Genomic DNA, 26,353 nt, shown 5'->3' on the forward strand with positions numbered 1-26,353 from the left:
CCCCGGGGTGGCTGGAGGCTATCCATAAATTTTCGGGGGGGGGTGGCGGGGTGCCCGCGGGGGTGGGGGGGGGCCACAACAACCCCGTACCGGGGTTCCACTACCTCGACCTGTTCCCCTGGGAGCCCGCCTGGCGCGCACTGCTGAACCACCCCGCCCGCAACGCCGGCGCATAGCGCCCAGGGCGGTTCGAGCCCCTTTCGCATCGCGGGCGCGGTTATTCCGCCGGGCACAGGGCCGTCCGGTAGAACGCCGCCAGCGCGTCGTCGCTCGGGTGCGGCTGCGGGCGTCCGGTGGCGTCCGGCCGGTTCACGCGCACGAGATTCACCGCGATCGACATCTGGCGCTGCCCGTCGGCCGAGTGCAGCGACATCGTGGAGGCCCCGAAAACGGAACCGTCATGCCCCCAGAACGTGCCGCAGCCCGGTAATTGCACCTTGTGCAACCCGAGCCCGTACTCGATCGGCTGCCCGTCCAGCGCGGTCACCGGCACCGTCTGCCGCATCTGCTCCAGCGACGCCCGGCCGACGAGCGCACCGGCGAACAGCTTGCGGTAGAAGGTGTTCACGTCGGCCATGGTCGAGACCAGGCCGGCGCCGGGGCCGAGCCAGGAGTTGTCGTAGACGCTGTAATCCCGCGGCGGATCGATGTAGCCGTACAGCGCCTCGTACATCCGCGAATGCGGTTCGTCGAGTTCCGGCCGGTCCGGGAAATAGGTGTGCTCGAGGCCCGCCCGCGCGATCACCTGTTCGGTGACGTACTGCTCGAACGGTGTGCCCGTCGTATGCCGCACCAATTCGCCGAGGATGCGGTAGTTGGTGTTGGAGTACACACCGGGCAGCGCACCGGGTTCACCGGCGGGCGCGTTCACGCCCATCGCGATCAACTCCGCCGGGTCGAACGTGCGAAACCTGTTGTCGTCCAGGCTCCGCGCCGAGATCTCGCCACCGGTGAACATCCCCGCGACCGACGGGAAGGCGTACGGCAGATAATCCGGCAGACCGCTGGTGTGGTTGATCAGCATCCGCACCGTGATCGTCCGGCCGCGCTCACCCGGCACCATATCCGGCAGGTATGCAGCGATCGGCGCGTCGAGATCGATCCGGCCCTGCTCGACCTGCTGCATGATCGCGACCGCGGTGAAGGTCTTGGTGACGCTGCCGATGCGATGCCGCATATCCGGTGTCACCGGTCGCCCGGAGGTCAGGTCGGCGACTCCGGAGGCGTGACTCCACACCTGATCGCCCGCGCGCACCTCCGCGAAAACGCCCGGTATCCCGGCCTGCTCGATCGCCGCCAGCGCGGCGCCCAAATGTTCGGTATCCAATGCGGGCACAGGAGTTACCGAGGAAACCATCGAGCAGGCGCTGATACCCAGCGCGGCGGTCAGTATTACGGCCAGGGATCGAATCTTCACGTCGTCGTCCTCTCGAAGCGGCATCGAGCGCAACAACCTTCGCGCCGGCCGGGGAGGTCGCGCGTCGGCCGAGACGCTGCACCGAGCACGATGACTGTCGTAGCAGCGCGGTAGCGGGCTACGCCGACCGCCGTATACGGTGGATCACCGCGGCACGGTAGCCAGCGCGGCCGCCGCTGCCACCGCGGCCGACCCCCACAGCAGCACGGACAGTCCGGCACCGTCGAAGATCACACCGCCCGCGAACGATCCCAGCGCGATACTCCCGGTGAATGCGCCGACATAGAGGCCGGTGACGGCTTCCGGCCGATCCGGTGCGGCCTGCACGGCCCAGAGCTGGCTGCCCACCGAGACGCCGCCGTAGGACAGTCCCCACAGCACCAGGACGGCGGCCGCGCCCAGCGGAGTGGTTCCCAGCAGGAGCAGCGCCGGCAACGCGGCGGCGATGCCGGTCGCCAGGACGAGCAGTGTCGTACGGACTCGGCGCGCGGCGGCTGCCCCCGCCGCGAAGTTCGCGACGATCCCGCAGATCCCGTAGAGCAGGAGCAGCAACGAGATCCCGATACCGTGCACACCCGACAACTCCTCCAGCGCGGGCCGTACATAGGTGTACGCCGCGAAATGCGCGGTGACCAGCAGAGTCACCACCACCAGGCCCCGCCGCACCGCGGGAATCGCGAGCAACGAGCCGGATTTCGCCTCGCCGGCGGCCGCGGATTGCGGAGGTAGCGCGGGCAGCAGTACCGCCAGTCCCGCAGCCAGCGCGACGGCCGCCAGGGCAAGCGCCCCGAAGGCACTGCGCCATCCCGCGATATCCCCGAGCACGGTCCCGAGTGGTACACCCAGCACGGAAGCGACCGCGACACCACTCACCACCATCGACACCGCGAGACCGGCCCGGCGTGCGCTCACCAGCCTCGTGACCAGCGCCATCGCCAGCGCCCACACGGTGGCCATGGCAAGCCCGACCACCACCCGGCCGAGCGCGAGCACCGCGAACCCCTGCGCGGCCGCGGTGATCAGATTGCCGGCGGCGAGCAGCAGCGCGGCCGCCACCAGGACCCGGCGGCGGTCGAGACTGCCGATCACCCGCGCGACGAAAGGTGCGGACACCGCGGCGACGACACCGGTGACAGCCAGGCTGAACCCCGCGGTACCCGCGGAGATACCGAGCCCCTCCGACATCGGGGTGAGTATGCCGACCGGCAGCATCTCCGCCGTGACGACGAGAAAAGTGGACAGCGCCAGGACGGCGATCGACGACCAGCGGTCGGTCGGTCCGGCCGCGGGCGCCCGCGTTTCACACACTGTGGACATGAATCCAGTCAATGATGCGCGGTATCGCGGAACAACGGTGATCATCTCATTGTTCGATCAGCTGAACTGATCGATCGAGGTGAGGCGGAAGGAGCGGTATGCCGGACCTTCCCGTCCGCGAGCTCGAATGCCTGCTGGTACTGGCCGAGGAACTGCATTTCGGCCGGACGGCGCAGCGGCTGCGGGTCTCGCAGAGCCGGGTGAGCCAGCTGGTCGCCGCCCTCGAACGCAGTATCGGCACCCAGCTCGTGCACCGCACCAGCCGCCGGGTGACACTCACCGATTTCGGTGCCGAGTTCGTGGAGCGGGTGCGGCCCGCCTACACCGAGCTGGCCGAGCTGGTCGGTGGTGCGCGACGGGAGGCCCGGCATCAGCTGCCCGCCCCGATCCGCCTCGGTTTCCAGGGCATCGCCTACGAGACCGTCACCTGGACCCTCACCAGGTTCGCCCGTGAGAACCCCGACGTGGCCTTGTCGTTGCAGGAAGTCCCGCTCGGTGACCCGTTCGGCGCCCTGCTGACCGGACAGGTCGACGCCACGGTCGCCCTGCTTCCGGTGCGGGAGCCGGAGCTCTCCGTCGGCTACGTCTTCGCCCCCGCCCCGCGCATGCTCGCCGTGGGACCCGGCCATCCGCTGGCAGCGGCCGGGCATATCGATGCGGAAGCCCTGGCGACCGTGGACCTCGTCTCGGTGGACGGGCCGGCACCGGAATATTGGCGCGACGTGCACTTTCCGCGCTTCACACCCCTCGGCAAACCCATCCCGGCGACCGTCCGGGTGACAACGCTCCAAGAAGGTATGACCCTCGCCGCCACCGGCCGCTACGCGATGCTGACCTGCCGCCCGGTGGCCGAACGCAACCAGCGCGCCGACCTGCGCTACGTCCGCGTCACCGGTTTCGACGAGGAATCGCGCATGGCGTTGATCTGGCGCTCCGCGCACCGCCCCCAGCAGTTGACGAAACTGGCGGCACTACTCGGCGAACTCCCCGGCGTGGCAGAACTACCGGCGGCCACCGGCACGGCTACCGTCGCCTAGCGGCCTCGGCCCCCGGCCGCATCGCCGCCGCGGCGTCTCCGCTCGCTCTGCACCGTGTTCCTTTCCGCCGGTACCCAACCGGAGGCCGTGGCAGCACGAACACCTTCCGATGTCGATCCGGACGGCCGTCGAACGGCCGCCCGGCGTCATCGCGACCGTGACCGCGTGAGGCATACGAAAGGCCGACAGTGAAAACACCGCGCTCTTCCCGCATCGTCGCAGTACGGTGCGTCCTCGCCGCCACCCTCGCCACCGCCTGCCTGATCGGCACCGGCAGCACCGCCACCGCGGACCCGGCGGCCGTGGTTTCGGTGCAGCAGGTGAACGACCGGCAGCAACTCGTCTCGGTGTTCTCGCCGGCGATGAACCGGCCGATCCAGGTGCAGATCATCCGCGCCGCGGACGGTTCCCGCCCGCGTCCCACCCTGTATCTGCTCAACGGCTCCCAAGGCGGCCCCGGCGGCAGCGGCTGGGATGTCCAAACCGATGCGGTGGGGTTTCTCAGCAGCAAGGACGTCAACGTCGTCACCCCGTTCGGCGGCGCGAGCTCCTACTACACCGACTGGGTCCGCGACGACGCCGTCTTGGGCCGCAACAAATGGCAGACCTTCCTCAACGAAGAACTCCCACCGGTGATCGAGGAATTCCTGAACGCCGACGGAAACCGGGCGCTGGCAGGCGTTTCGATGAGCGGCACCTCCGTACTGAATCTGGCGATAGCCAAACCCGGTTTCTGGAAAAGCGTCGCGTCCTACAGCGGTTGCGCGCAGACCTCCGATCCGCTCGGCCAGGAATTCGTCCGCATCACCGTCGAGAACTGGGGCGGCGGGCAGAGCGTCGAGAACATGTGGGGCCCCCGCAACGGACCGCTGTGGCGCGCGAACGATCCCCTGCTGAACGCCGACCGGCTCCGCGGCACCGCCATCTACCTGAGCACCGGCACCGGCGTCCCGGCGGCACCACACGACACTCCCGCAGACAAGCGAGTTCAGGAGGGCCGGATCCCGCTGCCGGTCCAGGTCGTCTTCGGCGGGCCGATCGAAGCGGCGATCCAGCATTGCACGACGAACTTCACCAACCGGCTGCGCGAGCTGAATATCCCGGTGACCCTGCACGAACGTCCGGTCGGCACCCACTCGTGGGGTTACTGGGAGGACGATCTGCACCACTCCTGGCCGTTCCTCGCCGGTTCGCTGGGAGTCGGGGCCTGAGCGACTCGTCGAACGTGATCGCCGGACAGCGGCTGTCGGCTCGGCCGGTTCTCACCGGAAATCCGCGCAGTACCGCGTACCCCCTGCCTCGGTAACAGGACCGGCCGAGCATCGGCCCCTCACCGACTTCCGCGCGAAAGCCGTTGTCGCCACCTTCTGGGACTCGGGTGGGCGGCGCGGACCGATCAGCGAACGTACAGCCCCGCCAGCTCGGCGCCGATCCGCGCCAGCTCCGCTTGAACCGGCGCGGGCTGGAGTACTTCGACCATCGAGCCCCAGCCGGCGAGGTTACGGGCGATATCGCGGGGTGTCGGTGCGGCGATCCGCACCCGGCTGCGCCCGTCGCCGAGCTCGGCCTCGGTGTGGCAGTGGCGGCCGAAATGGTCACGCAGAATCGGCACGTGCCGGGTCTCGATGAGTACCGTGGCCCAGGTGCGCGACCGCTTCCGCTCCACCTCGCCGACCACCTCCTGCCATGCCCGGTCGAGGGCGAAATCGTCGGGACGTTGCGCCGGCTCCTCGGTGACCGCCGCCTCGACCACACGGTCCACGCGGAAGGTGCGCTGTCCGGCCTCGGTGCCGGTGATCAGGTACCAGACGTCGTCCTTGTCGACCAGCCCCCAGGGGTCGACCAGGCGCACCGATCGCTTTCCCCGGGCATCGGTGTAGGTCAGCCGCACACGCCGACGGCGCACCACCGCGTTCTGCAGCAGGTCGACGATTTCCGGTCGCGGCCGGTCGAGCCCGCTCCATCCGGTGCGATCGTTCATGGTCGCGCCGGCGGCCGCCTCCGCATCGGCACGGAAAGTATGCGGCAGAGCACGGACGAGCTTACGGAGCGCGGTCTTGGCCTCACCCGAGACCGAGCCCGTCGACCCGATCAAGAGAAACAGCGCCTGCGTCTCGGCAGCCGACAGTCCGCTGAGGTCGGTACGGGCCCCGCCGACGAGCGCCCAGCCACCGCCCCGCCCCGGCTGCGGATATACCGGGATGCCCGCCGCCGCCAGCGCCTCCAGGTCGCGGCGGGCGGTCGCCACCGACACCTCGAGCTCCGCCGCGAGTTCGGCAGCGGTCACCCGCCCGCGATGCTGGAGAAACAACAGGGCCGCGACGAGCCGGTCTGCGCGCATTCCTCCATCCTTCCCGGAAAAGTGCTCAGTTGATGAGCACTTTAGCTGGAAGAGTGAATCCCGACAGTCAGGAACGAGAGAGGAACAACCGCCATGCTGCGAGGACTCACCACCGCCAATTTCGTCGTCGACGATCTCGGCGCCGCCATCCGCTGGTACACCGATCTGCTCGGCGTCGAGCCCTACTTCGTCCGCGAAGTCCAGGGGACGCCCGCCTACGTCGAGTTCCGCGTCGGCGACTTCGAGCACGAACTCGGTTTCATCGACCGCCGGTTCGCGCCGCCGAGCCGGGCCGGCTCGGATATCGGCGCGACACTGACCTACTGGGCCGTCGACGACGTCGAGGCAGCATATGAGCGACTGCTGTCCCTGGGCGGCACCTCGCATCAGGAGGTCACCGAACGCGGCCCCGGCTTCGTCACCGCGTCCGTCATCGACCCGTTCGGCAACGCACTCGGCGTGATGTACAACCAGCACTACCTCGACATCGTCGAGTCGACGAAGGGCGCCTGATATGGACGTCACGGCAACCAGCGCCGAAGTATGGCGCACCTGGCTGGAAACCCACGGCCGCACCGAAACCGAGGTCTGGCTGGTGATCCCCCACAAGAACAGTGCGACACCGGGCCTGCGCTACCACGAGGCCATCGAACACGCCCTGTGCTACGGCTGGATCGACGGATTGCACCGCAAACACGACGCCCACAGCTCCCGGCTCCGGTTCACCCCACGCCGCCCGACGAGCAGCTGGAGCGCACTCAACCGCGAACGCGCCACCCGCATGATCGCGCAGGGCCTGATGACCGAAGCGGGCCAGGCCACCATCGACTACGCCAAGACCCACGGCACCTGGCAGCGCACCCCCGAAGAGCTACCGGACGACCTGCGTGAACCCCTGGAAGCCGACAGCACCGCCCACGCGAACTTCACGGCCTTCCCACCCTCGTCCCAGCGCCTGATCCTGGAATGGATCGCCTCGGCCAAGAAACCGGAAACCCGGCAGCGACGAATCATCCGAACCGTAGAACTCGCCGCCGCGAACCTCCGAGCCAACCACCGCTGAACCTAGCTACGGGGCCGACCGGAGCACCGCCGAGACGCGGAGATTGGCCCGAAGTAGCAACACCGATCTGTGCGACGCCAATCTAACGCCCAATTTTGCCGACAAGGCTCGGCTGCTCCAGCAGACCCGACTCGAGAACCTGCTGACGGATGTCAACAAGTGCTACATCACCTTTGTCGGCGCGCGCCTTCCAAAAAGACCAACCTTGACAAGATTTCGTTCCGAGAACGAACTGCCCGGCCGCCGAGAGCGAGCCGAATACCTCTCCTGTCGGCAGCTTTACCCTACCGTCGGGCATTACTTGCGCTTCATAAATCCGTCCACGCCTCCTACCGGTCAGCTTTTGGTTGGCGGCGAGCACACCGACATCAATCAGGTCCTTGATCGCAACCGCATAGTGCGCTCTTGTCCTTCTCGCCGCAGGGTCCGAAGCCCGCGGGAAGACGACAGGTTTGACGCCAAACTTCTCCGGTGACCAGATCCGTTCACAGAGTTTCTTATATAGATCCTGTCGCTCATTGATAGAATCGACATTAAACTTACTATAGCCACGGAACTCCTTCTCCAACTTGTTTTCCCTCACGAATCTATTGAAGGGCGCATTATGATTCCGGTGATCGCGATGCAAGGATGCCGCGAGGTCGTTTTGCCGCTGATACCAGGATACCTTTTCATCGAACGGCCTGTCACGATAACTTGAATTATCAGATTTAGGAAGCAATACGAGCGCACCGAGACGATTCCGGTGCGCGTCGAAAGCTTGCCTTGTCCCCACCTCGGCCTGATATCGATCAAACTTATTGGCCCAGATATGCTCGATCTCGAAGGGAACATCCTCAGCAAGATACCGCCCCGAGTCGTCGGGCTTGTTGCAGCCAACTGCAACGAAGGAAGTCAGACGACCGAGAAGATATCTGATCTGACGTTTGTTACTAGCCTGCAAACCCAAAGTGCCCATACCAGTAAATGCATAATCCAAGACTCGAACGTGCTCCGCCAAGACTACCCGAAGGGCCCGCGCGGGCATTGACGATGATTTCCGAAGGTCATGGATCACATCCCATGAAACAGCAGCGAGGTCATCTTCGGTGACCGGCAGCCCTCCTAGGAACCGCCATACGAATACGAGGTCAAGATACTGACCAACCAACTCCGCCTTTTCCTTCACGGAGACAGGGTCGTCACGCCGATCAACGGCTGCAATTACTGTGGCGAACTGCCCACCAATCCGATTGTATCGGTTGAAGAATAGGTGTGGAAGCTCGGCCGAGAACGACTGAGCCGCGCGTTCCAACATGCAGTAGTGTCTGGCATAACTACTCATACTGTCGATTAGCTCACGGTACTGGTTCTGCTTCTTTATGCCGAGTCTATCGACACTGTCCCGGAACCAGCCATAAAACTCTCCAGATTGAACCGGGTTGTCGGTCAGTTGGGAATACAATTCATCAATTCTTGCGGCGTCTTCAATATTCTGAGCATACCGTCCGACAAAGAATGACTTCAAGAATCGCGTGGGCGCATTGGGGTCTACGGCCGCCAGGTCCGTGATTATTGCACGCCACTTATTGTCGATACCAGCAGTCTCGCCGGACACACTTCTCAATAGTAGGCTTTTCAGAAGATCGAGCGGGCCGAGGCGAACGCCGCGGTCGTTTACTCCTTCGTATATTTCCCAACCTTGGGCGCGGCTCGCCGCTTTTATTCCCACCATACACACTCGATTGAGCAACCAATCAACGAAATACGGAAGCGCTTCGTCACGAAGGTCTTCAGGAAATATTGTTTCGAGTTCATCTGCAGCCTCCCACAACCTCCGGGAACCCGCAGGGGCGTTGGCGGGCAGTATGTAGTCGTCATCTCGAAAAACATGCTCTAGCAAATCGGCCCGATCGCTGATATCAATCGTAAAAGTCGACTGCCCATACGATGTCGATTTTATAAGCGGATTCAGCCCGTCTGCGTCACCGTCGAGTCCGGCGTCACGGAGCAGCGATTGCAGAAATATGAGGAACAGGTGCAACGTTGAGATCCGCTGCTGACCGTCAACAATATAGGTAATTCCTTCATCTTCATGGTAAACGAACGACCCGAGAAAATACGGGGCGTACTCAGCCACTCTTCGACGCTCGTAAGTTGGCCTATGATCTTCCATGAATCTGTGGCGAAGGTCGTAAACCAGGCGGCGGACCTCGGATCGCGTCCACGAGAACTCGCGTTGGTATGTATCCAGTCGGTACCTCCGCGACGAGAAGACACCTTCTATTGTTACCCCGAACCCGCTGATGGGACTGTCGGCCACGAAACCTCCAGAGCTACTACAACATTCAACAACTATCTTGTCATGCAGAGCCGACATCACCGCCTGGAATCCAGGGGTTCCAGCCATCGCATCAACTACATCGCCTGCTGACGTCGCGCGAACATCCGCGTGCCGGATGGCTACCCGCCCGGCTCGCCGACATACGGATACTGGCTTTTCACCATGCGGGCCCGTCCGGCGACGGCTAGGGTCAGCTCATCTTCCGAGCCTCGCAATACACAGAGATCAGTGTGAAGGGCCTCGAGCAGCTCGAGTGCGCCCGCCGTGTCGCCAGTCCCCACGAGCAGTTCGGCAAGGTCCAAACGAAGTTCCAAGACGAAGTCGCTGCCGTCACTATCGGCTGCGGTCACCTCGGCGATAAGCGTACGCATAGCTGTCAGGCCACCATCGATGTCCCCGAGCTGCATCTGACATTGGACGGCCGCGGCCCGCGCCTCCCACGCCGATTCGCTGAATTTACCCTCCACGCGGCGGTATGCCTCCGCCAGCGCTTCCAGTTCGGTCCTAGCGCGACGATATTCGCCACCGAGTGCCCAAGAGGCTGCCATCTGGCGGCGCAGTTCCAGGACATCGGCGTTGTCCACACCACGCGCTTCGGCGGCTTGTTCGAGGACCGCGGCTAGGGCGTCGGCGGCCTGGGCGAAGCGCTGAAGCTCGAAGAGTTCCGAGTACCGGTCGCGGGCCTTGGCTACGGCAGTGTCGAGGTGGGTCGCGGTGAGCGGAGCGGTCGGTGGGATGTCGAGTGTATAGGTGCGGGTCGGCTCGACCTGCGTTGTTTCCAAGGGTGCGTTGGGGCGGCGGAAAATCCGGGTCGGGTCGGGCAGGCCCGGCAGGTATGTGGCGGCCGGTTCCAGCTCGGTTCCCGGGAGCGGCAGGAACGGCAGGAGGCGCTCGTAGACGGTGTAGGCGTCGGCCGGACGCTGCTGGGGTTCCTTTTCCAGCAGATCCAGGACCAGGCGTTCGAAATCGGGCGGCACTTCGGCGCGGAGTTCGCGAAGCGGGGCCGGCGGCTCGTCCATATGCGCTTGCTGCATGAGATAGGGCGAGTCGTTGTCGAACACCGGTGTACCGCTGGCCATCTCGTGGATCAGGCAGCCGAGAGAGTAGAGGTCGGCGCGCGGGGTCACCACGTGGCCGTGCATCGCCTCCGGCGACATGTATCGGAGGGTGCCGATCGCCGCGCCGGTTTTGGTGAGTTTGCGGGCATTGCGATCGAGGATCGCGGCGATGCCGAAATCGATCACTTTCACCGAGCCGTCGCGGGTGATGAGCACATTGGCGGGTTTGAGGTCGCGGTGCACGACCGGCAGCGCGTGCGCGTGGGAGAGGACGGTGGCGATCTGGGCCGCGACCGAGGCCACCCACGAGACCGGCAGCCCGGCCCCCGGCTCGATGTAGTCGAGCAGCGGAACACCGTCGATCAGCTCCATCACGAGAAAGACGTGTTCGTAGGAGACATCGAGTCCGGCGTCGAACACCTGCGGCACGCCGTGGTGGCGGATGCGGGCCGTTACGCGCGCTTCCCGGCGGAACCGTTCGGCGAATTCTTCGGCCTCTTCCCCCGTGTCCACCTGGTCGACCCGGATGCGTTTGATCGCGACCGGCCGGTCGAGCACGCTGTCGTAGCCGCGCCAGACCGAGCCCATGCCGCCGGAGCTGATCGGCTGGGTCAGCTCGTAGCGTTCAGCGATCAGTTTCCCCATATCGTCCCCTGCTGTTGTTCACCGCGCGCCGGGCGCGCGGTCCGTTCGTGGTTCAGGCTGCCCCGCCGATGCCATGTTGCCGCCTGAGCAGCCGCCACGCAGCGCGGCCGAGTTGTTTGTTCAGGGTTTCCTTGAACTCGGGGTCGGTTTTGCTGAAGTAGCGGTTGCCGAGTTTCTGCTGAGTGGCGTAGTTCTCGATCATCTTCTTCTGGAAGACCTCGGCGAACTTGCCCTGGAAGTCCTCTTGGTTCTCGTTCCCGAGTGCGGCAAGCTGCACGCCCTCGTCCTCGACCGTCGCCTGGAACTGTTTGGCCACATCGGCTTCCGTGAACTCGGTACCGAACCGATCATTGAACGCCGAGATGAGTTCCGACAACAGTGATTTCTCCGGTTCCTGCGGGCCGCCGGAGCCATCGCCGAAACCGGGCAGAGTCTGGGCGCCCTCGGGTGCCAGGCTGATGTCTTGTTCGCCCATTTTCTGCACGCGCAGGTAGCTGAGGTCGATTTCCCCGATATCGACCCCGCCGTCCGCCAGCCGCGGCAGTATGTTCAGCAGGTGCTTGCCGAACAGGTGCAGCGTCTCGAGTTCGACGTCCCGGTACGGCACGATCTGCGCGAGGAAACCGTATTTCCGCACGTAGTCGCGCAGATCGGAGCGGAATTCCTCGGCGGTGTCGTGGTCGTCGGGGTTGTCGCTGTGCAGGAGCGTGGCAAATCGGTTCTTGGCGGGTTCGAGGTGCCGGTAGAGGTCGGCGTGGAGTTTCTGCCAGGCGGTGGCGGAGCCGGCAGCCTTCTCTTCGGCCTGAGTGTAGGCGTCGGCGAAGGACCGCATTTCGTGGGAGAGAAGGATCGGCGCGGCCAGCACCCGGTCCTGAGCGAGGTAGAGCAGGTTGGGGTCGGTCGGCATCGCTTCGGCCAGTTCGTAGTACGGCCGGAACGAGTTCTGGATGTCTTCGCCGTCGTTGACGAAATCCAGCACCACCAGATCGTCTTGACCCTTGCGCTCATGGGTGCGGTTGAGCCGCGACAGGGTCTGGACGGCGGCAATGCCTTTCAGCTTCTTGTTCACATACATGGTGGTGAGCAGCGGCTGATCGAACCCGGTCTGGTATTTCTCCGCGACCACCAGGATCCGATACTCCCGCTGCCCCTTACCGCCGGAACGGGTGGCGATATCGTCGGCCCGGGTGTAGGCGAAGGCGGCGGGCAGTTCGCTTTCGGCTAGCCCGTTCTCCTTCTCCTCACTGGTCTCCTCACCCTCGTACTCGAGCGTTCCCGAGAATGCGACCAGCACGCCGACGTCCGGATAGGTGGTGGTGTAGCCGCTGATCTCGAGGTGTTCGCGGATGGCCCGCGCCATGGCGACCGCGCTGCGCCGGGAATCGGTGACCACCATGGCTTTCGCGCGCCCGCCCAACCGCGGGCGGGTGTGTTCGACGAAATGTTCGGTGATCACCTCGGCCTGCTGTTTGACGGTCGCCGGATGGGTTACCGCGAACCGGGCGAGCAGCACCTTGGCCTTCGATTCGGGAACTTCCCGGTCGTCGGGGTTCTCGTTCACCAGCCGCCAGTACGTTTTGTAGGTGACGTAGTTGCGCAGCGGGTCGAGAATGAACCCTTCTTCGATGGCCTGGCGCATGGAGTAGGTGTGGAACGGGACGAACCGGTCGCCCGCGCGGGTGCCGAACGCCTCCAGCGTTTTCGCCTTCGGGGTGGCGGTGAACGCGAAATAGGAGAGGTTCTTCGCCTGCCCCCGCGCTTCGGCTTTGCGTTCGAGCCGCTGGTCGAGGGTGAGTTCGACAGCGCCGGCCTCCTCGTCGTCGGAATCGAGGCCGAAATCGCGCAGCACCGCCCGCACCGCGGTCGCGGCATCACCGGACTGTGAGGAATGCGCCTCGTCGACGATGATTGCGAACCGGCCGCCCAGCAGTTCGGCGGGGTTCTTCTTCAGGAAATCGATCAGGGCCGGGAAGGTCTGCAGGGTGATCGGGATGATCTTGCCCTGCTGTTTCGACAGGGCGTCGGCCAGTTGCGCGGATTTCGCGCCGCGTTTCTCGTCGATCTCCACGACCAGGCCCTGCACCCGCTCGAAACCGCCGACGGTGTCGCGGAGCTGGGAGTTCAGGTTGCGGCGGTCGGTGATGATGATGACCTTGTCGAACACCGGGGTGCCCGGCTGGAGGCCGGCCGCGCGGGCGTCGGAGTCGAGTTCGGCGGGGTCGGTGGGAGTGTGCAGATCGGTAAGCCGGTGGGCGAGCCAGCCGATGGTGTTCGACTTCCCCGAACCGGCGGAAGCCATCACGAGATAGTTGTGACCGGCGCCGTGGGTCGCGGCGTGCGCGGTGAGCTTCTTGACCACATCCCACTGGTGGTAGCGGGGGAAGATCGTGGTGCGGGTGGTTTTACCGGACGGGCCCTTGGTGGTGCTGGTGTGGATGAACCGTTCCAGCATGTCCAGCCAGTTGTCCGGATGCCAGATCTGCTCCCACAGGTAGGACGTGGCGTAGGTGTGCTCGCCGGCGGGCGGCGGATTACCGGCGCCGCCGGGCTGCCCCGGGCCTTCCGAACCGGTGTTGAGCGGGAGGAAGCGGGTGTTCTTACCGCGCAACTCGGTGGTGACGAAGACAAGATGCGGGTCGACAGCGAAATTGGCGACCACCCGATTACGGAAGATGAGCTCGGTGGGGTCACGTTCCTCTCGGTACTGCTTCTTGGCGTCCTCGACGTTCTGGCCGGTGAGCGGGTTCTTGAGTTCGGCGGTGGCGACGGGGATGCCGTTGAGCAGCAACGCGAGGTCGAGCCGGTGGCGCTGATCGGTGTACTTGGTGGCGTACGGAAGTTCGCGGACCACGGTGAGCCGGTTGGCGCGGTAGTCGGCGAGGGCTTCGTCGGAGGTGACCAGGTTCGGTTTGAAGTAGGCAAGATGAATACGGACGCCGTGATCCTTCACGCCCGACCGCAGCACTTCGATAAGCCCCTTATTGCTCAGCTGCTGATCGAGAACCCTCAGGAAGCCCCGCTGGGCATCGCTGGGGTTGGCGCCGTCGTACTCGTCGCTGGGGTCCTCGCCGTAGTAAGTGCACAGATCCGTCCACGCTGGCAACTGCGTCGCCCCGATGAACGCGAACAATTCACCCGCATCCACACCGAGCTCAGGGCGGTACTCATGTGGATTACCCTGCCGCCAGCCGGATTCCAGCATGGAAGCGACAATCGCGTCGCCGAAAACGATCTCGTGGTGGACCGGGCTCATTGTGGTCATACCCCCTGTGTGATATTTCTGCCTGAAGCTGTGGAGATGTCGAGCTGGCCAGTCACGGCTGCGGTGATGAGGGCTCGGCGGCGTTCGGAAAGGAGCGAAAGCTGCTTCTCCAGGACTGCGTTGGCACGATTCAGCCCTGCTTGAGCCCGCTGCACTTCCGCGACCACCGTTCGCTGCACCTCGACCTTTGGAAGCAGAATAGGAAATGAAAGGATCTTGCCGCTATTTGTCGAAGCAAGATTGGTGGTCTTAACCCCCGTGCTCTCGAAATAGCAGCGACCATGCACAGTCTGAGTCATCAGCGCCAGATACTCGCCGTCGAGCCTGCTGGCATCGGGCCGCAGCGCGAAGACGTGATTCTGGTGCAAACACTCAGGTAGTTCGCCGCGCCAAACGGTGCCCCGACCGAGCTTGTCCAGATCACCGCCTTCCGTCATGAGGACGTCTCCGGGCCGGAGCATCGCCCTGGCTGCCATTTCCCGAGGTACGGTCACTTCGGTGACGTTCTCGAGCGATACGTACCCGGCTTGGACATTCGCCACTCTGAGATACGGCAAGGTAATCGAATTGCCCGATGTGTCGCGTCTGCTGTCGATAGTGAGTCCGTTTTGGATACGGCAGACGTACCCGAGCCGGACGAGCGGCCTGTCGCTGGGAAGGGCCGGCAGCCACCGCCAAGGCCAAACACCCTCTGGGGCAGAGAGAATACCGGGCAACAAGGCTTCGGAAACCAATGCCTTAGCATGCTCCTGCAGCAGGCATATCTGATGGGTGCGTGCGGCGACCAGGCGGTCGATGCGGGAGACTTCGGCGTCGAGGAAGTCGGCGATGCGGCGCTGCTCATCCAGTGGGGGGATTGGAGTCCGTAACTGTTCGATATCCGGCATGTAGATCGTCTTATGCGTGGACCCCATCGAAATGCGCTTGAGGTCCGGCGCCATCCCTCGAAGCACATGGAGTAGGAACCTCGGTTCTATGCGCGGCCCGCACGTCCAGGTGGCAAAATCCTGGCTCGTGGCCATTTCGCTAGCCATGATCGCCGAAAATCCCACGGAGGCAGTTCGCGACAGAATGACAGTGCCAGGAGCATGCAGGGTTGCAGCTGAGTTGTTCAGCCCGAGTTGACTGATCTTCTCCTTGGTATCCGAAACGTACTGCTGCTCTCCTGATCGGAACTGCCATACGTCAGAAAGAGTTACCCACGGTACGGTGCAGTTCTCCCAATACTCAGGTTTGCTTCGACTGGGAGTATGGCCGGATCCCAAGCGGGCAACCAGCCTGATTTGGACGGTCGGCCAGCGGGAGTCGACGAGCCACGGAGCGATACTTCGATCACTCACTGCGTTACCTCCCCGAGAAGCTCCTGAATCTCAGCCTCCAGCGCCTTAAGCTCCGCGTCGATCTCCGACAGTGGACGGGGCGGGGTGTACACGTAGAAATGCCGGGTGAACGGAATCTCGTATCCTACCTTCGTCTTCGAGTGGTCGACCCATGCATCCGGTACATGCGGAAGCACCTCGCGCGTCAGGTAGTCATCCACGTCTCGTTCCAGCGGCACGTTCTCGTAGTCGCGGAGCTCAGTATCCGGTTCCGGTTCACCCTTGAGCACCTGCAACTCCCCCTCTGGGCCCCGTGTCCCGAGCGTGTCCCGCAGCAGTTTGGCAAACGGCGTCCCCGTAGGCCACGGTTCGCCGGCTCCGACTACGGCGTCCTTCATCGCCGAGATCGCATCGGTCTTCCCCGACCACTGCGACCCCACCAGCGGCTGCAACAGTTTCCGGAACACGTCGGCATCCGGGTACGCCTTCTTGACCGGCGACGCCGCGGCGAGCGTGTTCAGAGCTTCTTCGGTGAGCTCGAAGCGGAGACGGAGGGGACGTTCTACGGTGATCCGACGGTATCCGAAATCGCTGTTGGCGAAGATCTTCACCTTGCTGTGGTCGGCGTGCTCCGGGTCGGCGGCGATGTCGAGGGCGTTTCGGTAGATGCGGGTGATGTCTTTGATCTGCTCCGGCGACACCAACTTGCGCTTGTCGCCCAGGGATTTCCGCATCTTTTGCCAGTAGTCGCGAGCGTCGAGCAGGATTACCTTGCCTGCTTGTTCTGGCGACTTCCGGTTGGTGAGGATCCAGAAGTAGGTGGAGATGCCGGTGTTGTAGAACAGCTGGTCCGGCAGTGCGACCACGGCTTCCAGGAGATCGCTTTCGATGATCCATTTGCGGATGTTCGATTCACCGGATTCCGCGGCGCCGGTGAACAGCGGTGACCCGTTGAAGACGATCGCCACCCGGCTCCCGCCGGAGGAGGCCGGTTTCATCTTGGAGATCATGTGCTGTAGGAACAGCAGAGAGCCGTCGTTGATGCGGGGCAGGCCCGCGCCGAAGCGTCCGGCGTCACCGAGGTGCTTGTGTTCCCATTCGACCTCTTCCTTCACCTTCTTCCACTCCACCCCGAACGGCGGGTTGGCGAGCAGGTAGTCGGCGCGGATCTCGTCGTGGCCGGGGTTGCTGAAGGTGTTGCCGAAGACGATGTTGTCCGGGTTCTGGCCTTTGATCATCAGGTCGGAGCGGCAGATCGCCCACGATTCCGGGTTCAGTTCCTGCCCGTACACTTCCACCCGCGCCTGCGCGTTCAGCTTGGAAATGTGTTCTTCAGCAGCACTGAGCATGCCGCCGGTTCCGCAGGCGGGGTCGAGGACACGGAGCGTAACCCCGGGCCGGTAGATCTTGTCCTCGTCGGGCGCGAGCAGCAGGTTCACCATCAGCTCGATCACTTCGCGCGGGGTGAAGTGTTCACCGGCGGTCTCGTTGGACTGTTCGGCGAAGCGCCGGATCAGTTCCTCGAAGACGTAGCCCATGTTGTGGTTCGGCACCTGGTCCGGGTGCAGGTCGAGGTCGGCGAATTTGCCGACCACCTGGTAGAGCAGGCCGGCGCCGTCGAGTTTGCGGATCTGCTGGGCGAATTCGTACTTCTCCAGCACCTCGAGCGCATTGGCCGAGAACCCGCCGATATAGGCGAGCATGTTCTTCATCGCGTGCGAGGCGTCGGCCAGCACCTTCTTGAGGGTGATGTCGGTGGTGTTGTAGAACTCGGTGCCGGCGGCGGCGCGCAGGAACGGGTCCGGGTCGATATCGGTCCCGGCCAGCTGCTCCGCCTGCTCGACCACCTGACCTCGCGTCGGTTCCAGCACGCACTCCAACCGGCGCAGCACCGTGAACGGCAGGATCACCTTGCCGTAGTCGGACTGTTTGTAATCGCCACGCAGCAGGTCGGCGACCGACCATGCGTGGTTGGCCAGTTCGGTGTGCTTGTTGGTGTTCACTTCCTACCTTCCAGGAGTCGCTCCGCGTCGGCGGCGAGCGGGTCGTGTGGTTCGAGGGCGCCGGCGGTGAGGCCGGTGCCGAGCAGTCCGGCGAGCCGGGCCGCGGAACGGTCGGCGCGGCGGCCCGCGTGGCGTAATCGGTGCAGCCGTTGGAACATCGCACCGTATCGCTGTTGCTGATCGAGCGGTAAGAGGGGGATGCGGAGGCGGCTGGGGACCACGCGGATCGTGGTGGCACCGATGGCGGCTGCGGCGTTTTCGGGGCTCGCTACGAAACCGGCGAGGAACCATGGGTCGAGACGGCCGGGGGCGGGACGCAGCAGGAAGACGTTCGGGCCGAGCAGGGCGCCGGCCTCCGCGCTGCCAGCGACGCGGGCGCGGGGATGTTCCTCGCGCATTCCGCGCAGCAGCGGCATCACCACGTCGCCGGGTTCGATGACCACCGAAACGGTCGCCCTGCCGGGCTCCGCCAAGCCGGACGGCTCGGAGTCGGCGAGGAGATCGCGGGTGGTGAGGACAGCCGCACCGAGATGCGGATCGTTGGACGTTGCGTCCTCCTCGCGGCGCGGCCTAGTTAGGTGGACCTCCAGCGCGCCGCCTTTGGCCAGGTCGGCGACCGTCGCGGTGCGCCAGGCCCGTTTCTCGATCCCGTGGAATTCGGGCAGTTCGTCGAACTCCCCGCACAGATCGTCGATGGCGACTTCCAGATCCCGCATCCCAGCGGCCACGGCATCGGCGGTGCGGTCGGCGTCCACCGCGGCACGGACATACCGCCCCGGAGTCAGGTCGACATCCTCGTCCAGGACGTCCATCACGCGAACCACAGCGGCTACATCGGGCAGGGCTCCTTTTTCGCTACTGTTTTCGTCGAAATGCCGCCATGATTCGAGAACGGTCTCGGCGAGGTCGCGCACCGCGCCCGGTTTTCCGGGTTCCGAGGCCGGTTCGAGACGTGCAGCGTCGACGAACAGCACCTCGCCGGACCGGCTGTCACCCGGCGCTGGGCTACGCAGCACCCACACATGCAAACCCAGCTGACGAGGCGGGGCGGCGCCGGCCGGGAGGCCGATTACCGCACGCAAAGCGCCCTGGCGCAGCAACTCGCTCCTGATCCGGCGACCCGCGCCACGGAAGGCGACGGCGGGCGGCAGCAGCAGCACCGCCGTTCCACCCGGCCGCAGATGCGCGAGCGCGTGCTGCACCCACGCCAGTTCGGATTCGCCGCGTGGCGGCACGCCGTAGGTCCAGCGTGGATCGAGCGCCAGTTCATCGGCGCCCCAATCCCGTTGCTGGTTGGGCGGATTGCACAGGACGGTATCGGCTTCGAGATCGGCGAACGCATCGGCGAGGAGACTGTCCCCGACCCGGGTGTCCACCTCGATATCCGGGGCACCGCGCGCGATATTCAGCGCCGCCCGCTGCGCCTGCACCGGCAAGATGTCCTGCCCGTAGCATTCGCGGGCGCCGCGCCAGGCCGCCGCGGCGAGTAGGGCGCCGCTGCCGCATGCCGGGTCCAGGACCGTCCGAGTATCCGCTCCGGGCGTGTACGCCAGCTCCGCCATCAGGTCTGCGATCTCGTCGGGAGTTGTGTAGACGCCGGTGGTCGGGCCCTCCTCCAAGCCGCGTTCGGCCAGCGCCTCGATAACCGGACCCGGCCCGGCGTCGGCGACCGCGGCCCGTACCGCACGGACTACTTCGGAACTCTCGTCATCCGCTGCCGATGGACCGAGCGCGGCGCCGATAGGCGCGAGCAGCGCGAGCAGAGGCGGAACCTCCGTTGGTGCCACCTGCGCACGCAACACCGTACGCAGATGCTGCAGCGGCGACTCGGCGGAAGTCACACCGTGCTCTTGCAGCCACTGCCGCACTTCGGACAGGTTGAACACCGGCCGCGCTTCGCTGCCGCCCGCCGGAGACGGGAAGCCGGGATGTCGCCGGCGCCAGTTACTGACGGTCGCTCGGGTGACACCGGCCAGCCGGGAGATTTCCGCGGCGGTGACCAGTGGGGTGGTCTCGGGCATACGCCTCCTTTCGTCAAGCAACAACCTAGGCGAGCTAACAACCTTCGTCAACCATCGAACTATTGATTGACAATGTTTTCACTTGCACTGCGCACTGTTGTCGTCTACCGTTCTCGGCATACGGCCACCACCCCGGAACGCCGGTTTCCCGATCCGAATCCCTTGTCTTGCAAGGAGTACCGCCATGCCCAACCACCGCGACCAGCTCCTCGACCACGCACGCGACAAGGGCTACCGCCGCCGCCTCGCCGCCCGCGGGCACCGCACGCTGCGATTGCGGCATGGCGACGACCTCCGCGGTCTGCCGCCGCTCCCCCGGCGCAGCCGGTGCGCGCACACCGGGAAGATCCGCTACTTCGAACCCGAAACCGCCGAGCTGGCCTTGGCCGGCCTCGACCACGACAACCCCAGAAGACGGGAGCAACGGGCCTACCGATGCCCGCACTGCGCCGGCTGGCACCTCACCAGCCAGGCGCGCAACAACGCAAACAATCCCTCCACCGGCCCCGAGCCCGTGGCCTGAATCCAGGAGTCCGCGTGTCCCTACGCACCCGAATCACCGCTTCCGTCCTCGCCGTCGGCGCCACGGCGCTCACCGTCGGACTCGGCGCCGGCACCGCCAACGCCGCAACCCACGTCCGGCACTACTCCGGTTACGACGCCGAATGGGCCTGCAACGCCGACAAAGCCGCCTACGGTTCCGTCACCGGCGCCGTCGTGCTGTGCGACCGGCTGAACAACGGCCGCTACCGGCTCTCGGTCGTGCCCTACGGCGAAATGCCGCTGCACCTGCTGAGCCTGATGGCCACGGGCAGCTTCGACGGACTCTCGTAGCCCTTCCGGCGACCACCGCCACTGCTGGTAACCGATATCTCCCGCGAAACCGCTGGGCCGCCGTCCACCGGCGGCTCAGCCTCCGGCCTCAGCGAAATACACGCATCTCGCGGCAAGCGCCGCCGGGCCGATCCCGCATGCCCGAACCACCCCGAACCAAGGAGTCCGGTCAGATGACCAACCCGCACTATCCCCTCCCTCATCCGCAGCCCCCGCGCAAGAGCCGCACCGGGCTCTGGATCGTCCTCGGTGTACTCGGCTTCTTCATCCTGCTGTGCGGTGGATGCGCCGGCATCATCGCTACCAGCGCAGACGACTCCGACAGCCCGAGCAGCAGCGTCACCGCCGGCTCCGCACCCGACGAGGGTGATCCCCTCGCACCCGCCGGAACCGAAGTACGCGACGGCAAATTCGCATTCGTCGTCACGGAGGTCGAACTCGCGGTGAAGACGGTCGGCGGCGACTACCTGAGCAAAACGGCACAGGGCGAGTTCGTCCTCGTCCACATCGACGTCACGAACACCAGCGACCAGCCGCAATCCTATTTCGGCAGCAACCAGAAACTGATCGACGCCCAGGGCCGGGAATTCGCCAACGACACCGAAGCCGAGATCTACCTGAACGACGACGTCTACACCGATATCAACCCCGGCAACAAGTTCTCGGTGATCCTCGCGTTCGACGTCCCCGTCGGCACCATCCCCGCAGCCCTGGAATTCCACGATTCGGCGTTCTCCGGCGGCGTCCAGGTCGCGGTGCGGTGACCTGCCGTATCTGACGACACCACACACCTCTCCCGCTCTGGAACCACTCAGTTCTCTGAAAGAAGGTCGATGACCACCACTCTGAACTTCGCCGCCCTCGACGTCGAAACGGCAAACCCGAAATACGGCAGCATCTGCTCGATCGGCGTCGCTATCGTCCGCAACGGAACCCGGGTGGGCACCCGCACCTGGCTCTGCCGACCGCCCGCACCGGTCGACAGCTTCAATCCGGTGAACGTCGGAATCCACGGCATCACCGCTGAAATGGTCGCGAATCAACCCTCTTTCGCCGAGCAACTGCGGGCGGCAGTGACGGTCATCGACGGACTTCCGGTGATCGCCCACAATGCCACCTTCGATATGGCGGCGCTGGTACAAGCGTGCGGCCACAGCCGAATCACGGTCCCGACCTGGCAATATGGTTGCACCCGCCGATGGGCGAAGCAACACCTTCCGCATCTGCCTCGGCACGGGTTGAAGGAGGTCGCCGCGGCACTCGGCACCCGCGTCGCCCAGCACCACGAGGCAGGCGCCGACGCAGCCGCAGCGGCGGATATCGCCATCACGATCGCCGCTCGGGTAGGCGCCCACGACCTGGCAGCCTTGGCGAAAGCCACCGGTACGCGACTGGGCGCACTCGGCCCCAACGGCAACATCGGCTGTCGCTGATCTACCGAGAATGTTTGCCATGCAGCCCGGCACCTACGGCGCTGTCCGATGGCGGCGGAACCCTCGGCTGCGATTCGCCGAAGCCCGCCGCCATCACACCGAGCTCCACCCGCCCCTCGTGCGGTATCTATGGCGAATCCGCAGGTGGGTGTTGGATTCCACCGCTATGCTGCGAATACTTCGCGTGAACGTAGGTCGCCGAAGCGGTCATCGATAAGGCAGTGCGATGTCAGTAAACAACTGGTACAGCAACCGGGCACACCGGAGCGACGAAGACCCCCGCTACGACCCGGAAAACGACGACCCACGGGATCCGTTCGAGTTCGGCGCGGTACGCGAGATTCGTTCGCCGGCCGGCGGACGGCGACGAGGTGGAGGGCATGCCGCCAGGAGTACGCCAAGGGCCGCTGCAACGCCCGCACGCAGGGCCGGCGGCGGTTCCGCAGCACGGCAGGTAAAGAATCCCAGAGTAACGCCGCCGTCCAAAGCACGGAAGCAGTGGGAAGAGTTCGCGAAGACGTGGTTCTCGCGCAATCCGACCGGTTCGGCCCGTGCCTGCCGGGACGCAGCGCGGGCCGCAGGGCTCCTTCACGTCACCAACAGATGGCGGTCGAGCAGCTACACGCTGCACACGCGCGCCGGAAGCAACCAGCCGCTCCCGCGACGGCGCGCCGCCTGGCGGAAAAGGCGCGAAGGCTCACCGCCGACCGTTCGAAACGAAGCAAGAGCCGGCGATCCCGACCCAACGCGGCACCGGAAACCTTCCCGAGGGCGACAGTGGTCCGGGCGGAGGACCGATGCCCGTCCTGCGATATGGTCCCCGACCGGATGACCGGGGCCTGTCGCTGCGGATAATCGAGATACGAGGCTGACGTGGACGTCAAGGTCACTCACCTTGCCGAGAGCTGGCCATTTCGATCTATCTGTCGGGCATATGTCAGTAGTAGTCCACCGAAACCAGCGCCTCCGCGGAAGTGGTGAAGAGATTCCCCGTCTGCTGCATCAACGGGGGTGTCGCGGCCTTCGGCTTACCCTCCGCAGTGAGATATTCCCGATTGAACCACACCTGCTCCACCTCCCCGACCGTAATGCCGTGGTCACCGTTCAGATCGATTCGTGCCACCACCCGACAACTCAGCGAGCCGATCCCGGAGGGCACAACCGGTCCGTAAGGCGAGGCATCGCGATCCAACTCCAGACCGCACGAGGCCAGCTTCTCGACTGGATCAACCACCGAAAACTTCGAATATCTCGCACCGAGTTTCCACACCGATTCCAACTGCTGGATCGTCGGCACTGTGACCGTGAATCCGTCGGCCATCAGCAAATTCTTGTATGTCCGCCACTGCTTGAGCACCGCTATCGCTACCTGTTGCGGCTTCGTGGACACTGATGTCAGGTTGGATACGGGAATCAGGTTGGCAATTTTGTTCTCGTCCTTGGTGCCGATCAGGTAGGCGATGCGCGGGGCGAGTAATCGGTGGGCAAGATCAAGCGAGTCTGCCATCCTCCACCTTTGCAATTTTCGAAACCATCGCGAATGACCGGATGGCGTCCTGCATTATTCGGCCGTCGGAACTTGCGCCCGCAGGGTGAGCCTCCAGGTCTTTCTGTATGGCTCGGAGTGCGGCGCGAAACTGCGGCAGATGCTGAACCGCGGGCACTTCCAGTGCGGGCAGCAGGGTGCCGAGAGATGAATGCGGGCCTTCGAGATGTAGCCGTGCCCGTGCCAGGTCTGCCTGGGCCAGCGTCAGGGTGACCGGCCACAACGCATCCGGGGTCGGCCCATAGCAGCCGATCACAGCCTCCGCTTGTCGCTCGGTGTTCGTCCAGTCGCCCAGCTTGGCGAATATCGTGGCGTCGTAGTAGTGCTGGCGCGCCGAGGAGAAGGTGAAGATCGGACCGAGATCGGCCAGTTCGCCTACGCCGGGCAAGCGTTCCCGTTGTCTCCTAGCAGCGTGTAACGCCGTCAGCGCCGATTCACGGTCGCCGCGCTGTGCATGAGCGCGTGCTTCGAGGCCGCCCAGCCGCAGGCCGGCAACACCATACTTGGCGCCAGCTCTGTCGACCTCCCGCAACACCTGTTCCGGTCGACCCCACCAAGAAGCAATCATCGCCCGAGTGCAGAACACCCACGACAGCAGTGAGCTGTGGCCGACGAGCTCGGCGAATTGGCTGGCAACCCTCGTCTGAGTCATCGCCGCCTGTGGCTCAGCGAGATCGTGGGAGACCGAGGCCAGCAACACACAGGTCGCAGAAAATAGAACGTACAGATCCTGCAGATCGCTGACTCGGCCAGTTCGGTGAATCACCGCTGCGATCTGATCCCGCAGAGCCGTGAGCCGAACGAAAATGCGCGAAATATCCGGATCGACCGCATAGTCCGATGCCAGTCGATACAAGTCTTCAGCCGCATCGTGCAGCGAATCCGGGTCGGCCGGCGAACGCTCGACAGCGTTCATAAGCTCTGCAGACTCCTGCGCAGCATTGTTGACAATCCCGGCGACACCTATACCAACAGTCATCGCGGAAATGCCCATCGCCCGTAGTGCTTCTCGCCGCTTCGTGGGATCACCCCCATCGTTCAAGTGAATCTCCGACTCGGCACCGTCACGGCCTTCTGTAACGACATCGGTACGAGCGAATCTCTCTCCGCTTTGAGAGATGGCTTTCGATGTTACCGAAGAGGTAGGCGTTTGGTCCGAAGGATGAACTTCAGCTCCGAAACACCCAGTTCGCTGATGGGGTTCTCCGACTTCCACCAGCCGCTCGAAGCGGGCCGCCTGCTCATCATCGAGCCGCCTGCGGGCGGTGTCCATACACTCGGCGTACTTTGCCCCCAAGGTGATATCGGCGCCCCTGCGTTCCCATTTGCCGACCGACTCGATCGAACAACCGATCCGGTCGGCGAACTGAACCTGCGTATCCCGCAACGCCGTACGCAGCGCGGCAACCTCGAGCCCAGTCCACTTGATAATCGTCATCTTTCGGCGTTCTCCCCTCCGCTGCAATTACCGCCAGCGTACGGCCTCCGTACGGGTTCGGTGTGTCCTTCTGCCGCAAGAACACAGCAATGCTGAAACCAATCAATACCGCAACCCGCAGAGGCGCACGCTCGACTTTCGCCCCGACAGAACCCGGAGCCGACCGTTATGCCCGTTCCTTCAACCGAAACCACCGTCCGCGAGCCGGCCTGCGCGGACCCGATTCCTTCCGGTACCGCCCCGGTCGACGACCACCTGCGTCAGGAAATACCGAAACTCCCCACCAGACGCGCGCACAACCAGTCGATGGCGGCCACCCTCCGACTCTGGCACACCCGCAACCGCGACCTCCTCGAACGCGTCGCCGCCGGCCTCCGCCACCTCGACTACCCGGCAGCCTGCAACAGCACCGACCCCATCCGCGGGCGAGCACACGCCATCCACCTGATGGCCGACCACACCAAACACAACTGCCCCCGGTTCCGGCTCGCCGCCCAGTACATCGAGGACCACCAGTGACCACCGGACCGAGGCCGCGCGGCTCGATCCCGGAACGTCCTTATCGAATCGCGGAGGGGCCAGCACTGTGACGGCACCGGACACACCGACACGGGCGGTTGCCCTCCTGCACAGCACCCACGACCCGGCCACCTATGAAGCACTGACGCGGAAACACCGGCTGACCATCGTCCACACCATCCACACCGATACCGTCGCTGTCCTTGCCGCGCTGATCGCCGTCCAGTACGCCCTGGAGCACGCCGCGGACGCGGTCGTGATCCCCCACCTCGGTGCCCTCGAGCCGCGCACCCCGTGGTGGGTGGTCACCCAAGCCGCCGACCTGATCACCGGAACACAGGAATATCCCCTGGGGTCGGCAGTCACCACACAGACAAAGCCCGAACAGTGATCACCCTCGGGTTCGCCGTCGCGATCGGCCTGCCGCTCGCCGTGCTGATCCTGTCGGTGACGCTGCCGGAACGCCGGGGCAAGTAGGAAACCCGCCGCGCTCCGAACAGGAAGTTCACTGGTCCTCGCCAGGGAACGCAGCCAACCACAGCTGAACGCACCCCAGTTCGCGAACGGAAGTCGAGAGGAAAGTACGTGCGATCCTGACGGCCGCAGCAGCAACGATATCGCTCGCAGGGCTTATGCCCGGCGAGCGGGGCCCGGTATCGGGGGCCCGGGACCGGCGGGCTATACCGGGTGCCGGAAAAAATAGCCCGCCCCAGGAACCACGCCGCACCCGGGGGCCGGGGTATAGTTTTAAAGGGGGCCCCACGGGGAGGGGGGGGG

21 protein-coding genes are annotated in these 26,353 nt (G+C 64.7%); 10 read left to right on the forward strand and 11 right to left on the reverse strand.

Annotation, left to right across the window (positions count from 1 at the left end):
• Positions 1–217: 217 nt before the first annotated feature.
• Together QH276_RS18695 and QH276_RS18700 are read right to left on the reverse strand one after the other, a co-directional pair.
• Positions 218–1,441 carry a serine hydrolase domain-containing protein gene (locus tag QH276_RS18695; RefSeq protein ID WP_280398090.1) on the reverse strand — a complete coding sequence of 408 codons (1,224 nt, stop codon included), beginning with the start codon at positions 1,439–1,441 and terminating at the stop codon, positions 218–220.
• Between the two features lie 120 nt (positions 1,442–1,561).
• Entirely contained in the window at positions 1,562–2,734 is a 1,173-nt protein-coding gene (locus QH276_RS18700; RefSeq protein WP_280398089.1) for an MFS transporter, read from the reverse strand.
• A 98-nt stretch (positions 2,735–2,832) separates the two neighbouring features.
• Between QH276_RS18700 and QH276_RS18705 the strand changes: the two genes are divergently transcribed.
• A complete protein-coding gene (locus QH276_RS18705) occupies positions 2,833–3,771 on the forward strand; it encodes a LysR family transcriptional regulator (RefSeq protein WP_280398088.1) in 939 nt (312 codons plus the stop codon).
• Positions 3,772–3,959: 188 nt separating this feature from the next.
• On the forward strand, positions 3,960–4,982 hold the full coding sequence (locus QH276_RS18710; protein WP_280398087.1) for an alpha/beta hydrolase: 1,023 nt from the start codon (positions 3,960–3,962) through the stop codon (positions 4,980–4,982).
• A gap of 185 nt (positions 4,983–5,167) precedes the next feature.
• Here QH276_RS18710 and QH276_RS18715 read toward each other — a convergent pair whose 3' ends face one another.
• Positions 5,168–6,112: a helix-turn-helix transcriptional regulator gene (locus QH276_RS18715; protein ID WP_280398086.1), complete on the reverse strand. Its 945-nt coding sequence runs from the start codon at positions 6,110–6,112 to the stop codon at positions 5,168–5,170.
• Between the two features lie 93 nt (positions 6,113–6,205).
• Between QH276_RS18715 and QH276_RS18720 the strand changes: the two genes are divergently transcribed.
• Complete coding sequence (locus QH276_RS18720; RefSeq protein ID WP_280398085.1) at positions 6,206–6,625, forward strand: VOC family protein; 420 nt, start codon at positions 6,206–6,208, stop codon at positions 6,623–6,625.
• Position 6,626: 1 nt separating this feature from the next.
• Complete coding sequence (locus QH276_RS18725; protein ID WP_280398084.1) at positions 6,627–7,175, forward strand: YdeI/OmpD-associated family protein; 549 nt, start codon at positions 6,627–6,629, stop codon at positions 7,173–7,175.
• Between the two features lie 82 nt (positions 7,176–7,257).
• Here the strand turns inward: QH276_RS18725 and QH276_RS18730 are convergent, their stop codons facing one another.
• The 6 genes from QH276_RS18730 to QH276_RS18755 are packed head-to-tail and all read right to left on the reverse strand — an operon-like array spanning position 7,258 to position 19,806.
• The gene (locus QH276_RS18730) at positions 7,258–9,564 is read right to left on the reverse strand and encodes a GmrSD restriction endonuclease domain-containing protein (protein WP_348536957.1); all 2,307 of its coding nucleotides are present in this window, start codon (positions 9,562–9,564) and stop codon (positions 7,258–7,260) included.
• A gap of 53 nt (positions 9,565–9,617) precedes the next feature.
• Complete coding sequence (locus tag QH276_RS18735; protein ID WP_280398083.1) at positions 9,618–11,201, reverse strand: serine/threonine-protein kinase; 1,584 nt, start codon at positions 11,199–11,201, stop codon at positions 9,618–9,620.
• A gap of 52 nt (positions 11,202–11,253) precedes the next feature.
• Complete coding sequence (locus tag QH276_RS18740) at positions 11,254–14,463, reverse strand: type I restriction endonuclease subunit R (protein WP_280398082.1); 3,210 nt, start codon at positions 14,461–14,463, stop codon at positions 11,254–11,256.
• Positions 14,460–15,803, reverse strand: a complete 1,344-nt coding sequence (locus QH276_RS18745; RefSeq protein ID WP_280398081.1) for a restriction endonuclease subunit S — start codon at positions 15,801–15,803, stop codon at positions 14,460–14,462. The genes QH276_RS18740 and QH276_RS18745 overlap by 4 nt, the downstream gene beginning before the upstream one ends.
• Positions 15,800–17,785, reverse strand: coding sequence for a type I restriction-modification system subunit M (locus tag QH276_RS18750; RefSeq protein ID WP_280398080.1), 1,986 nt, complete (start codon positions 17,783–17,785; stop codon positions 15,800–15,802). Before QH276_RS18750 ends, QH276_RS18745 begins: the two co-directional genes overlap by 4 nt.
• Positions 17,782–19,806: an N-6 DNA methylase gene (locus QH276_RS18755; protein WP_280398079.1), complete on the reverse strand. Its 2,025-nt coding sequence runs from the start codon at positions 19,804–19,806 to the stop codon at positions 17,782–17,784. The genes QH276_RS18750 and QH276_RS18755 overlap by 4 nt, the downstream gene beginning before the upstream one ends.
• Before the next feature lie 184 nt (positions 19,807–19,990).
• Between QH276_RS18755 and QH276_RS18760 the strand changes: the two genes are divergently transcribed.
• The 4 genes from QH276_RS18760 to QH276_RS18775 all read left to right on the forward strand — a co-directional run bounded on the left by QH276_RS18760 (position 19,991) and on the right by QH276_RS18775 (position 22,073).
• Entirely contained in the window at positions 19,991–20,329 is a 339-nt protein-coding gene (locus tag QH276_RS18760; RefSeq protein ID WP_280398078.1) for a hypothetical protein, read from the forward strand.
• Between the two features lie 14 nt (positions 20,330–20,343).
• Positions 20,344–20,640 carry a hypothetical protein gene (locus QH276_RS18765; RefSeq protein WP_280398077.1) on the forward strand — a complete coding sequence of 99 codons (297 nt, stop codon included), beginning with the start codon at positions 20,344–20,346 and terminating at the stop codon, positions 20,638–20,640.
• 173 nt (positions 20,641–20,813) lie between these two features.
• Positions 20,814–21,404, forward strand: a complete 591-nt coding sequence (locus QH276_RS18770) for a DUF4352 domain-containing protein (RefSeq protein WP_280398076.1) — start codon at positions 20,814–20,816, stop codon at positions 21,402–21,404.
• Between the two features lie 69 nt (positions 21,405–21,473).
• Positions 21,474–22,073, forward strand: a complete 600-nt coding sequence (locus QH276_RS18775) for an exonuclease domain-containing protein (protein WP_280398075.1) — start codon at positions 21,474–21,476, stop codon at positions 22,071–22,073.
• A 937-nt stretch (positions 22,074–23,010) separates the two neighbouring features.
• Here the strand turns inward: QH276_RS18775 and QH276_RS18780 are convergent.
• Together QH276_RS18780 and QH276_RS18785 are read right to left on the reverse strand one after the other, a co-directional pair.
• Positions 23,011–23,580: a flavin reductase family protein gene (locus QH276_RS18780; protein ID WP_280398074.1), complete on the reverse strand. Its 570-nt coding sequence runs from the start codon at positions 23,578–23,580 to the stop codon at positions 23,011–23,013.
• Complete coding sequence (locus QH276_RS18785; protein WP_280398073.1) at positions 23,564–25,057, reverse strand: helix-turn-helix domain-containing protein; 1,494 nt, start codon at positions 25,055–25,057, stop codon at positions 23,564–23,566. Before QH276_RS18785 ends, QH276_RS18780 begins: the two co-directional genes overlap by 17 nt.
• A gap of 168 nt (positions 25,058–25,225) precedes the next feature.
• On the opposite strand from QH276_RS18785, the gene QH276_RS18790 reads away from it, so the two are divergent.
• Together QH276_RS18790 and QH276_RS18795 are read left to right on the forward strand one after the other, a co-directional pair.
• Positions 25,226–25,576, forward strand: coding sequence for a hypothetical protein (locus tag QH276_RS18790; RefSeq protein ID WP_280398072.1), 351 nt, complete (start codon positions 25,226–25,228; stop codon positions 25,574–25,576).
• 67 nt (positions 25,577–25,643) lie between these two features.
• On the forward strand, positions 25,644–25,967 hold the full coding sequence (locus tag QH276_RS18795; RefSeq protein ID WP_280398071.1) for a hypothetical protein: 324 nt from the start codon (positions 25,644–25,646) through the stop codon (positions 25,965–25,967).
• Positions 25,968–26,353: the final 386 nt, after the last annotated feature.

It is taken from the genome of Nocardia carnea (assembly GCF_029869215.1).
GTDB classification, from domain to species: domain Bacteria; phylum Actinomycetota; class Actinomycetes; order Mycobacteriales; family Mycobacteriaceae; genus Nocardia; species Nocardia carnea_B.